A 12,662-nucleotide genomic window follows, 5' to 3' on the forward strand; every position below is an offset into this window, starting at 1 on the left:
CGGCCGCCGCACCGCCCCTCCCGGTCCGGCCCGGTACGCCGTCCGTGCTGCTGGCCGGGTGGGTGCTCGGCTGGGCCGGGCACGGCGTGGCGCTGGCCCTGGCGGCCGGCTGCGCGCTGGTGCCGCTGGCTCTCGGGCGGGCGGCCGGGACGCCGCTGCTGGCCGGCGGTCCGCTGCTGGTGGTGGCGCTCGCCCTGGCCGCCGGAGCCCGGGCGGCGGGCGGCCGGACCTACCGGGCGATCGCCGCCGGGCTGCTCGTGCCGGTGCTGGCCGCCGCGCTGATCCGGCCGGTCGCCGTCCTGCGCCCCGGGTTGCTGCTGCTGGCAGCGGGCCTCGTGGTGGTCGCGCTGGCCGGCGCGGTCCGGGCCCTGCCGGCCGGGTCGCGGACCGGCCCGCGACTGGGCGCCGTCCTGGTGGCCGCCGGCCTGGGCCAGGTCGCCACCGTCCTCACCGGACTGGTCGCCGCGGCCACCGCGGCCGCCGCCTTCCCCGCCTGGCAGGGCGGGCGGCCCGCCGCCGTTCCGTCCTGGGGATGGCAGCTCCCGGTGGCCGTTCTGTGCACCGCCGGGGCGGTCGCCCTGCTGGCGCCCCGGGCGGGCCGGCCGCTGGTCGGGGTGGTCGGCGGTGCGCTGGCCGTGCTGGCGGCGCCGGCCGTGGCGGCCACGCCGTGGCCACTGGTGCTGGTCGCGGACCTGGCGGCGGCCACCGCGCTGCTGCTGGCGGCCGTGGGCCGGCCGCGCCGCTCGTACCCGATCGTGGTGGTGGCCGCGCTCACCGGGGCCGTCCTGCTCGGGCACGCCCTGCTGGTCGGCTGCGCCGCGCCGGCCGGCGCGGGCGCCGTGCTCGCCGTGCTGGCCGCACTCGGCCCGGTGGTGGCGGCGCGGGGCCGCCGGGGCCGGGGCGCGCAGCCGGTCGTCGCCGGGGTGGCGCTGGCCGTGGCGCTGCTCGCCGTGCCGGCGGGGGTGGCCGTCGCGCTCTTCGGCCTCGGCGCGCCGCCCTGGTGGCAGCTCCGGGGCGCGACCGCCGCCGTCGCGGTGCCGGTGGTCGCCGTGCTCGCCGTCCGTCGCCACTGGCCCGACCTGCACGGGTACGCCTCGACCAGCCTCGCCGTGGCGCTCGCGGCGGTCGGCCTCGGGCCGCTGGTCGTGGCGGGCGGGGAACCGGTGGCGCTCTACGCGGCCGCCGGGGCGCTGCTGGCGCTGGCCTCCGGGGGCGGCGTCCGGCCCGCTTCCGCCCCGCGCGCGGCCGGTGCCGTGTTGGCCGGCCTGGCGCTGCTGGCCGCCGCCCCGACCGCCCTGGCGGTGCTGCTGGACCTGCCCGTCCGGCCCTGGTCCGGGGTGCCCGCCGTCGAGCCCGCGCCCGGGGCGGGGCGCGCCGGCCTGGTGCTGCTGCTGCTCGGGGCCGCAGCGGCGGCGTACGCCCGGATGGCGCCCGCTCCGGGTGCCGGCGCGGCGCCGGAGACGCCGGGCCGGAGCGGTGAGCGCTGGCTGCCCGCGCTGGCCGGGCTGCCGTTCGCCGCGGTGGCGCTGCCGGTGCTGCTGGCGGCGGCCGGCGCGCCCTGGCCGGTGGTGCCCGCGCTGGTCTTCGGGGCCGGGGTGGCCGCGCTGGTGCTGGCCGCGCTGGGCGGCCCGCGCCCGGCCGCGCCGGTGGTCCTGCTGCCGCTGGGGTTCGCCCTCACCGCTCCCGGGCTGGGCGGCCTCGTCGCCACCCGCGCCGGGACCCTCGCCGGGCTCGGGGTGCTGGTCGTAGCGGCGGCCGTGGTGGGGGCTGCCGGACGGCCGGCCGAGGCCCGGCTCGCCGGCTGGCTGAGCGCCGTGGCGGCGGCGACCGGCTTCGCGGTGACCGCGGCGCTGGCCGGCGGGCTGCCGCTGCGTACCGCCGGGTTCGCGGTGCTGGCCGTCGCGGCGGTGACCCTGCACGCGACGCCGGCGCTGCGCGCCCGGACCGCCGGCTCGCCTGGACCGGCTGAGCCGGCCGGTGGGGCGTTGGCGGCCGGGCCGGCCCGCACGGGTGCCGCGGTCGGGGCGGTGGCGCTCGAGGCGGCGGCGCAGGCGGTGGCCCTGCTGGCGCTGCTGCTCACCGGCGGTGCGCTGCGGCACGCGGCCGCGGTCTGCGTGCTGTGGGGCGTGGTCGTGGCCGTCCGGGTGCTGCGCCGGGGCGAGACCCCGGCCCGGCGGTGGGGCCTCGCGGCGGTCGCCGGGGGCAGCGAACTGCTCGGCGGCTGGCTGCTGCTGGCCGCCGGCGGGGTGGCGGTGCTGGAGGCGTACACCCTGCCGGCGGCGGCGCTCGCCCTCGGCGCGGGCCTGCTGGCGCTGCGGACCCGGCCCGGGCTGAACAGCTGGCTGGCGCTCGGCCCGGGACTCGGCGCGGCGCTGCTGCCGAGCCTGGTGTCGGTGCTGGCCGCGCCGGACGCGCAGCCGGCCCGCCGGCTGGCCCTCGGTCTGGTGGCGCTCGGCGCGGTGCTCGGCGGGGCGGTCCGGCGCTGGCAGGCGCCGGTCCTGCTGGGCGCGGCGACCCTCGTCCCGCTGGCCCTGCACGAGCTGGCTCGGGGCTGGGACCTGCTGCCCCGCTGGATCTTCCTGGCTCTGGGCGGCCTGGCGCTGATCGCCCTCGCCGCGACCTACGAGCGGCGCCGGCGGGACCTGGCCCGGCTCCGGGCCGCCGTGGGCGGGATGAGGTAGGGCTAGCACCACCCCGGGCTGGGGGGTTGCCAGGATTACCCAGCGCAGTCGTTCCCCGCAGAATCGGTTACGCAGAGTCGTGCCGCCGGCGTGGCGGGCGAATCGAGGAGCGGGGGAGCGGATGACCTCATCGACGTTGACGGCACCGGCGGCGCGACGGGGCAGCGACTACGCGCGGCTGTCCCGCCGCGTGGCGGCCGCCGGCCTGTTCGAGCGGCGGCCCGGCCGGTACGCGGCCCGGATCGCGCTCACGCTGGGCGCCTACCTGGCCGGCTGGGGCGTGGTGGTGGCGGTCGGCGACTCCTGGTGGCAGGTGCCGCTGGCGGCGCTCATGGCGGTGGCCACCACCCAGGTGGCGTTCCTCGGGCACGACGCCGGCCACCGGCAGATGTTCCGCCGGCGCGGACCGAGCGAGGCGGCCGGCCTGGTCGCCGGGAACCTCGCGGTCGGGCTGAGCTACGGCTGGTGGGTGGACAAGCACAACCGGCACCACGCCAACCCGAACCACGCCGACGAGGACCCGGACGTCGGCGCGGGCGCGCTGGTCTGGACGTACGAGCAGGCGGCGGCGACCCGGGGCCTGAGCCGGTGGATGGCCCGGCGGCAGGCGTGGCTGTTCTTCCCGCTGCTGCTGCTGGAGGGGCTCGCGCTGCACGTGGCCAGCGTGCGGGCAATCGTCGGCCGGGAGCCGGACGGCCGGTGGCGCACCCCGGTCCGGCACCGCGCGGTGGAGGGGCTGCTGCTCCTCGCGCACGCCGCCGGCTACCTCGGCCTGCTGTTCGCGGTGATGTCGCCCGGCAGGGCGCTGCTCTTCGCGGCCGTCCACCAGGGGCTGTGGGGGCTCTACATGGGCTGCGCGTTCGCCCCGAACCACAAGGGCATGCCGATGCCCACCGCCGAGGACGACCTCGACTACCTGCGCAAGCAGGTGCTCACCTCCCGCAACGTGCGCGGCGGGCGGTTCGTCGATGTGGCGCTGGGGGCGCTCAACTACCAGATCGAGCACCACCTCTTCCCGAACATGCCCCGGGCGAACCTGCGGCGGGCCCGGCCGATCGTCCGCGCCTACTGCGCCGAGCAGGGCATCCCGTACGCGGAGACCGGGCTGTTCGAGTCGTACCGGCAGGCGCTGGCGCACATGCACGAGGTGGGCCGCCCGCTGCGGCAGGGCTGAGCCGCCGCCGGCGAGCAACGGGGTTCGATTTCCGGCGTGCGTCGCGGGGCGCCGGTCGGCGCTGCCGGTAGGGTCGTCGCATGGCAGACCTGCTCACCGCGGCGGCGGTGCGAGCCGAGGCGGGGCGGCCGGCCCCGGCCCGGCGGACCCACGACACCGTCCGGAGCGCGGCATGAGATTCGAGATCAGCAAGGTGCTGGACGCCATCGAGGGGCGGGTCACCACCGATCCCTCGCTGGCCCGGGCGGTCGTCGACCTCGCCGAGGTGATCCGCTGGCAGGACCTGGACGGCGGGCGCCCGGCCAGCCTGCTGCGGCTCGGCATGGTGATCGACGCGCTGTCCCGGCAGATGGAGGAGGACAGCGTCCCGGTCTACGCGATCGTGCACCGGGCCCTGCTCTCCGACGCGGACCTGACCTCCAACGAGCGGATGGTGGTCCGGCGCTGGGCGGACGACGGCCTCGTCGAGGTGCTCGACCACCCCGGCGACCGGATGCTGGAGGTGGCCGACCTGCTCGGCCTGCCGGTGCTCACCCGGCTCCGGTTCGACGGGCTGGGCGGCCGGTGGCCGTGGCTCGGCCAGGCCGGCCGGGTGCTCGCCCCGGTGCCGGGCGCCGGCGGCCCCGTCTTCATCGCGCACGTCGGCGGCGGGCAGAACCCGGCCACCGGCAGCCGCTCCCCGGTCGGCGCGAAGCTGCTCGCCCGGCAGTGGCGCTGCCCCGAGCCGGGCTGCGCGCTGTTCGGCGGCGGTGGAGGCGGCGGCGCCTTCGCCGACCTGGCCCGGGTGGACCGCGCCCCGGCCGGGCAGCCGCCACCCACGCTGCGCAACGGCGTGCCGACCTGCCCCCGGCACGGCACCCGCCTCGGCGACGCCGGGCCGCGGCCGCGTACCGCCGTGCTGGCGGTGCGGATCGGCGGGCTGGTCCGGCAGCGGTTCGCGCTCACCGAGAACCAGCCGGTCGCGGTCGGGCGGGCGCCCGAGGCCACCGGCGGGATCGTGCTCGGCCAGTGGCTCAACGACGAGGCGCGGCGCTGGATCAGCCGCAACCACGTCCGTCTGGAGCTGAGGGTGGGCGAGGTGGTCGTCACCGACACCAGCACCAACGGCTCCGGCGTGCGGCCGGGCGGCTCGATGGCCGAGCCGGACCGGATCGCGCTGGCCCCGCAGCAGTCCCGGGTGCTGGGCGAGGGCGACCTCGTCGAGCTCTACCCGGGCGTGCAGGTCGGCCGCGCCGACGAGATGGCCAGCGACGCGAAGTTCAGCCCGACCTCGGTGATGGCCGAGGCGCCGACCATGGCCATGCGGCTGCCGCGTCCCTGACGCGACGCGAAAGGGCGCCGGGACCGTCGTGGTCCCGGCGCCCCTCTCGTACGCGGATCAGCCGGCCAGCACGGCGGCGAGCTGCGCCACCGCGTGGTCGATCTCCTCCTCGGTGATGACCAGCGGAGGGGCGAGCCGGATGGTCGAGCCGTGGGTGTCCTTGGCCAGGACGCCCCGCTCCATGAGCCGCTCGCAGGCCTCCCGGCCGGTCATCAGCGCCGGGTCGATGTCCAGCCCGGCCCAGAGGCCCCGGCCCCGGACCGCGACCAGGCCCTTGCCGATCAGACCGCGCAGGCCGGCGTGCAGCCGCTCGCCCAGCTCGGCCGAACGGCGCTGGAACTCGCCGGTGGCCAGCAGCCGGACCACCTCGGTGGCGACCGCGCAGGCCAGCGGGTTGCCGCCGAAGGTCGAGCCGTGCTGGCCCGGCTTGAGCACCCCGAGCACGTCGGCGTTCGCCGCGACCGCCGAGACCGGCACGATGCCGCCGCCGAGCGCCTTGCCCAGCAGGTACATGTCCGGGACGACGCCCTCCTGCTCGCAGGCGAACGTGGCGCCCGTGCGGCCCAGGCCCGACTGGATCTCGTCGGCGATGAAGAGCACGTTCCGCTCGGTGCAGACCTCGCGGACGCCGGGCAGGTAGCCCTCCGGCGGCACCACGACGCCCTGCTCGCCCTGGATCGGCTCGAGCAGCACAGCCACCGTGTTCTCGTCGATCGCGGCGGTCAGCGCGGCCAGGTCGCCGTAGGGGACCACGGTGAACCCCGGCGTGTACGGCCCGAAGTCGGCGCGCGCGTCCTCGTCGGTGGAGAAGCTGACGATCGTGGTGGTCCGGCCGTGGAAGTTCCCCTCGGCGACCACGATGTTGGCCTGGCCCGGGGTCACGCCCTTGACCTGGTAGCCCCACTTGCGGGCGACCTTGATGCCGGTCTCCACCGCCTCGGCGCCGGTGTTCATCGGCAGCACCAGGTCCTTGCCGCAGAGCGCGGCCAGCTCGCGGCAGAAGTCGGCGAACTGGTCGTGGATGAACGCGCGGCTGGTCAGGGTCAGCCGGTCGAGCTGCGCGTGCGCGGCCTCGATCAGCTTCGGGTGCCGGTGACCGAAGTTCAGCGCCGAGTAGCCGGCCAGGCAGTCCAGGTAGCGCCGGCCGTCCACGTCGGTCAGCCAGGCGCCCTCGGCCGACGAGATCACCACGGGCAGCGGGTGGTAGTTGTGCGCCGTGTGACGCTCCGCGTCCCGTACCGCGGCGGGCGTCCGCAGCATGTCGTCGATGATCACTTGAGTGCCTTTCCCTGACGGAGTCGCAACGTGCAGCACTTCGGTCCGCCGCCGGCCTTGCGCAGCTCGGACAGGTCGATACCGATGGTCTCGTAACCTCGGTCGCGCAGCTTCGCGGCCAGGTCGGTGGCCTGCGCCGGCAGCACCACGTGCCGGCCGTCGCTGACCGCGTTCAGCCCCAGCACCTCGGCGTCGGCCATGGTGGCGTGGATCGCGTCCGGGAAGAGCCGGCGCAGCACCGCGCGGCTGCCCGGGGAGAACGCCTCCGGCAGGTACGCCACGGTCCGCTCGTCGAGCACGGTGAGCGCGGTGTCCAGGTGGTAGAAGCGCGCGTCCACCAGCTGCATGGTGATCACCGGGTAGCCGAAGACCTCCTGGAGCTGCGCGTGCGAGGCGTGCGCGGTGCGGAACCCGGTGCCGGCGAGCAGGTGGTCGCCGACCAGCAGGACGTCGCCCTCACCCTCGTTGACGTGCTTCGGGTCGTACATCTCGAAGCCGGCGGCCTCGAACCAGGCGCGGTAGGCGGGCGCCTCGTCGGCGCGCTGCGGGTCGCGGAACTGCACCGCCATGGCCTTGCCGTCGATGACCGTGCCGCCGTTGGCCGCGAAGACCATGTCCGGCAGGCCGCCGACCGGGTCGATCAGCTCGACCTCGTGGCCCAGGTCGACGTACGTCTGGCGGAGCTGCTCCCACTGCCGGATCGCCAGGTCGGCGTCGACCGGGGCGGTGGGGTCCATCCACGGGTTGATCGCGTAGTCGACGGCGAAGTACGTCGGCCGGCACATCAGAAAGCGCTGGCGGGTCGCGTCCATCGTCATGTCGTGCTCCCAGGGTCGGGCGCGCCCGGCCACCGTCGGCCCACGGGCTGGCGCCGTGGTCCAACGGTATGCGGCCCGGGTAGACGACATCCACCGCCGGAAGTTGCGTACGCCGTCGCTTCGTTGCGTCTGGTCCACCTTCGGCGGTGGATCGTTGCGTATGTGCCCCTGAGGGCGTCCCGCGGCCGACCGACCCCGGACGCACTTCGGGGGCGGCGAACCGCCGCCCCCGAAAGAGGTGTGCCCGGCTGGTGAACCACCAGAGCTGATCGGGCGTGCCGGCGCTGCGCCGGCGACCGGGAAACTGCCCGTCAGAAGAGACCCGCAAACTGTGAGTCGAGCCACCCCCGGAACCGCCCGACCCAGTCGCCGTCGGTGGTCGGCCAGTCGAACTGGCCGGTCATCGCCACGATGCCGAGCACCACGGCGGCGAGGCCGACGACGATGCCGATCAGCGCGTCGGTCTTGCCGGCCACGTGCCGGCGGCGGGTGGCGACCAGGCCGAGCACGGCGAGCACCGCGCCGACCGCGCCGAGGCCGATGCCGTAGCCGGCGAGGGTGCCGGAGAGCACGAACAGCGCGCCGACCACCGAGACGATCAGGCCGAGGGTGGCGAGCAGGCTGGCGCGGGGCCGCTTCGTGGTGACCGGCTCGACCCGCTCCACGGCCGCGTCCCGGTCGATCGGCCGGTCCGGCCGGCCGTCGCGGTTGAGGTCGACGGTGCGCTCGGTGGCCGGCTCCGGGTCGGGCGCCGGCCCCGCGGTCCGGTCACCCGCGGCCGGCCGGCGGCCGGTGGCCGCGCGGGCCGCCGCGGCCCGGTCCGCCGCCCGCCGCTCCGCGTCGGTGGCCCGCTCGCTCCCGGTCGCGGTGGCGCGCTCGTCCTCGGCCGTCGACGCGGCGTCGCGGGCGCGCTCGCCGTCGGTCGCGGTGGCGGCGCTGCGGTACGTGGTCCGCTCCGCGTCCCGGTCGGTGGCCACGGGCCGGTCGTCGCCGCTCCGGTCGCGGTCGTCGACCACCCCGTCGCCGTTCACGTCATCAGTACGCGCCGGGCCGTTCCGGCGGGACAAGATCTTCACTTCGACACCTCCTGAACTCCGGCGCGGAGACCGCGCGTGATGCTCATGAGGTACCCCGTGGCGGACACGTCGACACCCGTCGACGTGGCTGCCGCTCCTGGTCGGCGGTGTCCCGACCGCCGGGCTACCGTTGCCGTCGTGCCAGAGGGACACACCATCCACCGCCTGGCGGCCCGGCACGCCGAGCTCTTCGCCGGCCACAAGGTGCACGCCGCCAGCCCGCAGGGCCGCTTCGCCGAGGGCGCGGCCCGGCTCACCGGCACCGTCCTGGACGGCACCGAGGCGTACGGCAAGCACCTGCTGCACCACTACGCCGGCGAGCTGACCCTGCACGTCCACCTCGGGCTCTACGGCAAGGTCACCGACGGCCCAGGCGAACCGCCGCCCCCGATCGGGCAGATCCGCCTGCGGCTGGCCAGCGACGGCTCCAGGTCGCGGCGCGGCGGCAGACGCGCCGAGCTGGAGTCGCCGGACGACCGGCACTGGCTGGACCTGCGCGGGCCGACCGCGTGCGAGCTGCTCACCCCGCCCGAGGTGGCCGCGCTGCGCGACCGGCTCGGCCCCGACCCGCTGCGCGCCGACGCCGACCCCGAGCGGGCGTACGCCCGAATCCGGCGCAGCCCCACCCCGCTGGCGGCGCTGCTGCTGGACCAGTCGGTGGTGGCCGGCACCGGCCTGATCTTCGTGACAGAGGCGCTGTTCCGGGCCGGGCTGCCGCCGCTGCTGCCCGGGCGGAGCCTCACCCCGGCCGGCTGGGCGGAGCTCTGGGCCGACCTGGTCGCGCTGATGACCGTCGCCATCGAGCGGGGCCGGATCGACACCGTGCGCGACGAGCACCTGCCGGAGGCCATGGGGCGGGCGCCCCGGGTCGACCGGCACGGCGGCGAGGTCTACGTCTACCGCCGGCCGGGCGAGCCCTGCCACCTCTGCGGCACCGGGGTGAGCCGGGGCACGCTCGCCGGCCGGAACCTCTACTGGTGCGCCACCTGCCAGGCCCGCTGACCGGCCCGGTCAGCCGACGGCGCGGAGGGCGCCGTGGCGGTGGTACCGGAGCCGCTCGACCGCCCGCGCCGTCGTCTCGTCGGCGGGCAGGAGGACGACCAGCTCCTGGGCGTCCGTGCTCGGCAGCTCCAGCTTCTCCCGGTGCCAGCGCAGCTCGCCTACGGCGGGATGGTCGAGCCGGAGCGGGACCTGTGGCGGCGGCAGGTGCCGTTGGAGCCGCCGGGTGAACTCCGGCCCGGCGACGGGGGCGAGCTGGACCCTGAACCACTCGGAGCTTTCCGCGGAGGGCCCGAGCCACAGGTCGAAGGCCCGCTCGTCGGCCACCTGGTCCCAGTCGGGGAACACGCTCCGGGCGCGCGGATCGGTGAACACGTAGCGGGTCAGGTTCGGGTCGTCGGTGTCGAGCAGCCCGATCCCGCCCATGACCAGCCCGAACCCGCCCGTGTGCGCGAGCACGTCGCCCAGCCGGTTGGTGACGAACGCCACGCCGGGTTCGAGCAGGCGGAGGGTCTCCCGCACGGTGGGCCGTACCTCGCGGTTGGGCGGCGCCGGCGGCCGGTGACCCGGGCAGCCCCCGCCGGTGATCTTGGCGAGGTAGCGCAGGTGGTGCCGCTCCCCGGCGTCCAGGCTCAGGCCGTCCGCGAGCGCGTGCAGCACCGAGTGCGAGGGGTTGCGGTCCCGGCCCTGCTCGATGCGGGTCAGGTACTCCACGCTGATCCCCGAGCGGGTGGCCACCTCCGCCCGGGTCAGGCCGGGGGAGCGGCGCCGGCCCCGATCGGGCAGGCCGAAAGACTCCGGCTGGAGGCTGTCGCGCTTGGCGCGGACGAAGTCTCCCAGTGGCGTACCCATGGGTGGGAAGTCTAGGCCGGGTTCCGGCTGCCCCGGCCGGCGTAGCGTGGCCCTGCGGGGGCCAGCCTCCGCCCGGTCTGGTTGCCGCCGCCGCGGCGGCGGACCGTGGAGCGCATGAACGAGAAGCACAGGTTGGCCATTGTCATCGGAAGCGTCCGCGAGGGCCGGTTCGGGCCGGTCATCGCGTCCTGGGTCGCCGAGCGGGCGCGCGAGCACGGCGGGTTCGAGGTCGACGTCGTCGACCTGGCCGGGGTCGAGATCCCGCTGGCGTTGCCTGCGGAGTCACCGAAGGTCGCGGGCGACGCTTATCCGCGCCCGGCGGCCATGGCGCCGCTGACCGCCGCACTCGGGGACGCGGACGCGTTCATCCTGGTCACGCCGGAGTACAACCACAGCTATCCGGCCGCGCTGAAGGCCGCCATCGACTGGCACTTCGCCCAGTGGACGGCCAAGCCGGTCGCCTTCGTGAGCTACGGCGGCGCGGCCGGCGGCCGGCACGCCGTCCTGCACCTGGAGAACGTGCTCACCGAGCTGCACGCGGTGACCATCCGCGACGGGCTGGCCTTCCCGAACTACTACCTGGGCTGGCAGGACGGCCAGCCGCTCGACGCGGCGGCGTCCGGATACGCCAAGACCCTGCTGGACCAGCTCGCCTGGTGGGCCGGGGCCCTGCGGACGGCCCGCGAGGCGGTCCCGTACCCGGCCTGACCACCCCGTCCCGTGGCGTGACCGGTTCCCGGGCCGGTCACGCCGGGCCGCACGGCGCGGCGTGACCCGCCCGCGAGGAGCAGTCACGCCGCGTCGAGCAGCCAGCGGACCGTCTCGACCTGCTGCGGGAAGACCTGGTCCTCGCCGATGCTCCAGGCCAGCGTCTGCCCGACCGCCCAGCCGCGCACCCGTTCCCGGTCCAGGCCCAGCTCGGCGCTCAGCCGGTCGAGCCGGTGCCGCACCGCCGCGGGGGAGCGGCCCAGCTCGGGACCGCGTACCAGCGGCACCACGGCGAACTCCCGCTCGCCGACCAGGGGTTTCGGGTCGATGACCAGCCACGGCTCGCGGCCGGCCGACAGCACGTTGCCGGCGTGCAGGTCCTGGTTGACCAGCTCCTGCGCGCCCTGGCTGGGCGTCAGGTCGGCGAGCATCCCGAGCGCGGCGTCGAGCAGCCGCCGCTCGTACGGCCGGTTCAGGCGTTCCCACTTGGCCGGCATCCGCTCGACCCAGCCGGCCGCCTCCTCGGCGAGCGGCGTGAACGGCGGGCCGGCCGGCACGCCGAGCCGGGGGAGCAGTCCGATCGCCACGTCCAGCGCCGCATCCGGGGACAGCCCGTGCAGCGGGGTGCCCGGGTCGCACCGCTCGACCAGCAGCGCGCGGCGCTCGGCGTCGTGGGCCAGCAGCCGGATCGCTCCCCGGCCGGCCCAGTGCGCCAGCGCGGTCGCCTCGTGCACGCTGTCGTCGTCCGGGTACTGGAGCTTGAGCACCGCCCGGGTGCCGTCGGGCAGCTCCGCCGGCAGGGCCAGCGACGCGAACGCGTACGCGAAGGGTGGGCCGACCCGCAGCTCCCAGCGCGCCACGCACCCGGCCAGCCGGTCCGGCAGGGCGGCGAGCCACTCCCGGCCGGCCGGATGCCGCTCGGTCCAGCGCAGCCCCTCGGGGATCTCCAGATGCACCCGACCATCCTGGGTTCCGGTGGCGGTCGCGTACAACCGATTCCGGCGCGATGCCGTCTGGAACAGCGAACCCCACGGAGGTGGCCGGATGCCGGACGCATCGGACCAGGAATACATCGAGTACGTCACCGCCCGCCTGCCGGCGCTGCGCCGGCTGGCGTACGCGCTCTGCGGTGACGCCGACCAGGCCGACGACCTGGTGCAGGAGACCGCCACCCGGCTCTATCTGCGCTGGGCCCGGATAGGCGAGGTCGAGCAGCTCGACGCCTACGTCCGCACGGTGCTGGTGCGGCACTTCCTGGACACCCGGCGGCGCGGCTGGTGGCGGGTGCACCTGTTCGGCGGGCCACCCGACATGCGGTTCACCGAGGACCGGGGCGTCGAGGAGCGGACCGTGTTGCGCGACGCACTCGCCAAGGTGCCGCCCCGCCAGCGGGCGGTGCTGGTGCTGCGTTTCCTGCATGACCTGCCGGTGGAGGAGGTGGCCCGGGCGTTGCGCTGCTCGCCCGGCACGGTGAAGAGCCAGACCTCGCACGGCCTGGCGGCGATGCGACGGCTGCTCGGGGACCGCGAGCTGGCCGGCCGGACCGGAGAGGAGCGGTGAGCATGAGGACCGATGAGGAACAGGTCGCCGACCGGCTGCGGTGGCTGGACGACGAGCCGGCCGGCCCGCCCCGGATCGACCTGCCGGGGGCGATCCGGGAGGCCCGCCGGCGGCGGCGCAACCGCCGGGTGGCGGCGGCCGGGGCGGCCGCCCTGGGCGTGCTGGCGATGGCCGCGCTGCCGGCGGCGCTGGGTGGGG

General features: G+C 76.6%; 12 protein-coding genes. 7 read left to right on the top strand and 5 right to left on the bottom strand.

From position 1 onward, the window contains the following. The 3 genes from F8274_RS26140 to F8274_RS26150 all read left to right on the top strand — a co-directional run. The coding region (locus tag F8274_RS26140) for an SCO7613 C-terminal domain-containing membrane protein (RefSeq protein WP_151465019.1) at window positions 1–2,681 on the top strand (2,681 nt) is incomplete at its 5' end. A gap of 121 nt (window positions 2,682–2,802) precedes the next feature. Beyond that, window positions 2,803–3,855 (top strand): acyl-CoA desaturase, encoded by a 1,053-nt coding sequence (locus tag F8274_RS26145; RefSeq protein WP_151465020.1) that lies wholly within the window; start codon window positions 2,803–2,805, stop codon window positions 3,853–3,855. A gap of 172 nt (window positions 3,856–4,027) precedes the next feature. Then, a complete protein-coding gene (locus F8274_RS26150; protein ID WP_151465021.1) occupies window positions 4,028–5,176 on the top strand; it encodes an FHA domain-containing protein in 1,149 nt (382 codons plus the stop codon). A gap of 57 nt (window positions 5,177–5,233) precedes the next feature. Here the strand turns inward: F8274_RS26150 and rocD are convergent, their stop codons facing one another. The 3 genes from rocD to F8274_RS26165 all read right to left on the bottom strand — a co-directional run bounded on the left by rocD (window position 5,234) and on the right by F8274_RS26165 (window position 8,345). Beyond that, window positions 5,234–6,448, bottom strand: a complete 1,215-nt coding sequence (rocD, locus tag F8274_RS26155; protein WP_192579995.1) for an ornithine--oxo-acid transaminase — start codon at window positions 6,446–6,448, stop codon at window positions 5,234–5,236. Beyond that, window positions 6,448–7,263, bottom strand: a complete 816-nt coding sequence (gene ddaH / locus F8274_RS26160; protein WP_192579996.1) for a dimethylargininase — start codon at window positions 7,261–7,263, stop codon at window positions 6,448–6,450. The genes rocD and ddaH overlap by 1 nt, the downstream gene beginning before the upstream one ends. A 317-nt stretch (window positions 7,264–7,580) precedes the next feature. Continuing rightward, on the bottom strand, window positions 7,581–8,345 hold the full coding sequence (locus F8274_RS26165; protein ID WP_151465023.1) for a DUF4190 domain-containing protein: 765 nt from the start codon (window positions 8,343–8,345) through the stop codon (window positions 7,581–7,583). 138 nt (window positions 8,346–8,483) lie between these two features. Between F8274_RS26165 and F8274_RS26170 the strand changes: the two genes are divergently transcribed. Then, window positions 8,484–9,347, top strand: a complete 864-nt coding sequence (locus F8274_RS26170; RefSeq protein ID WP_151465024.1) for an Fpg/Nei family DNA glycosylase — start codon at window positions 8,484–8,486, stop codon at window positions 9,345–9,347. A 9-nt stretch (window positions 9,348–9,356) separates the two neighbouring features. Here the strand turns inward: F8274_RS26170 and F8274_RS26175 are convergent, their stop codons facing one another. Further along, window positions 9,357–10,196 (bottom strand): helix-turn-helix domain-containing protein, encoded by an 840-nt coding sequence (locus tag F8274_RS26175; RefSeq protein ID WP_151465025.1) that lies wholly within the window; start codon window positions 10,194–10,196, stop codon window positions 9,357–9,359. Window positions 10,197–10,310: 114 nt separating this feature from the next. On the opposite strand from F8274_RS26175, the gene F8274_RS26180 reads away from it, so the two are divergent. Continuing rightward, window positions 10,311–10,904: an NADPH-dependent FMN reductase gene (locus F8274_RS26180; protein ID WP_151465026.1), complete on the top strand. Its 594-nt coding sequence runs from the start codon at window positions 10,311–10,313 to the stop codon at window positions 10,902–10,904. 83 nt (window positions 10,905–10,987) lie between these two features. Here F8274_RS26180 and F8274_RS26185 read toward each other — a convergent pair whose 3' ends face one another. Further along, window positions 10,988–11,860, bottom strand: coding sequence for an aminoglycoside phosphotransferase family protein (locus tag F8274_RS26185; protein WP_151465027.1), 873 nt, complete (start codon window positions 11,858–11,860; stop codon window positions 10,988–10,990). 88 nt (window positions 11,861–11,948) lie between these two features. On the opposite strand from F8274_RS26185, the gene F8274_RS26190 reads away from it, so the two are divergent. Both F8274_RS26190 and F8274_RS31390 read left to right on the top strand, forming a co-directional pair. Next, window positions 11,949–12,464 (top strand): SigE family RNA polymerase sigma factor, encoded by a 516-nt coding sequence (locus tag F8274_RS26190; protein ID WP_151465028.1) that lies wholly within the window; start codon window positions 11,949–11,951, stop codon window positions 12,462–12,464. A gap of 2 nt (window positions 12,465–12,466) precedes the next feature. After that, window positions 12,467–12,662, top strand: a 196-nt coding sequence (locus F8274_RS31390) for a hypothetical protein (protein WP_225853987.1), incomplete at its 3' end; no start/stop codon positions are given.

This window comes from Micromonospora sp. AMSO31t, from assembly GCF_008868175.1.
GTDB lineage: Bacteria > Actinomycetota > Actinomycetes > Mycobacteriales > Micromonosporaceae > Micromonospora.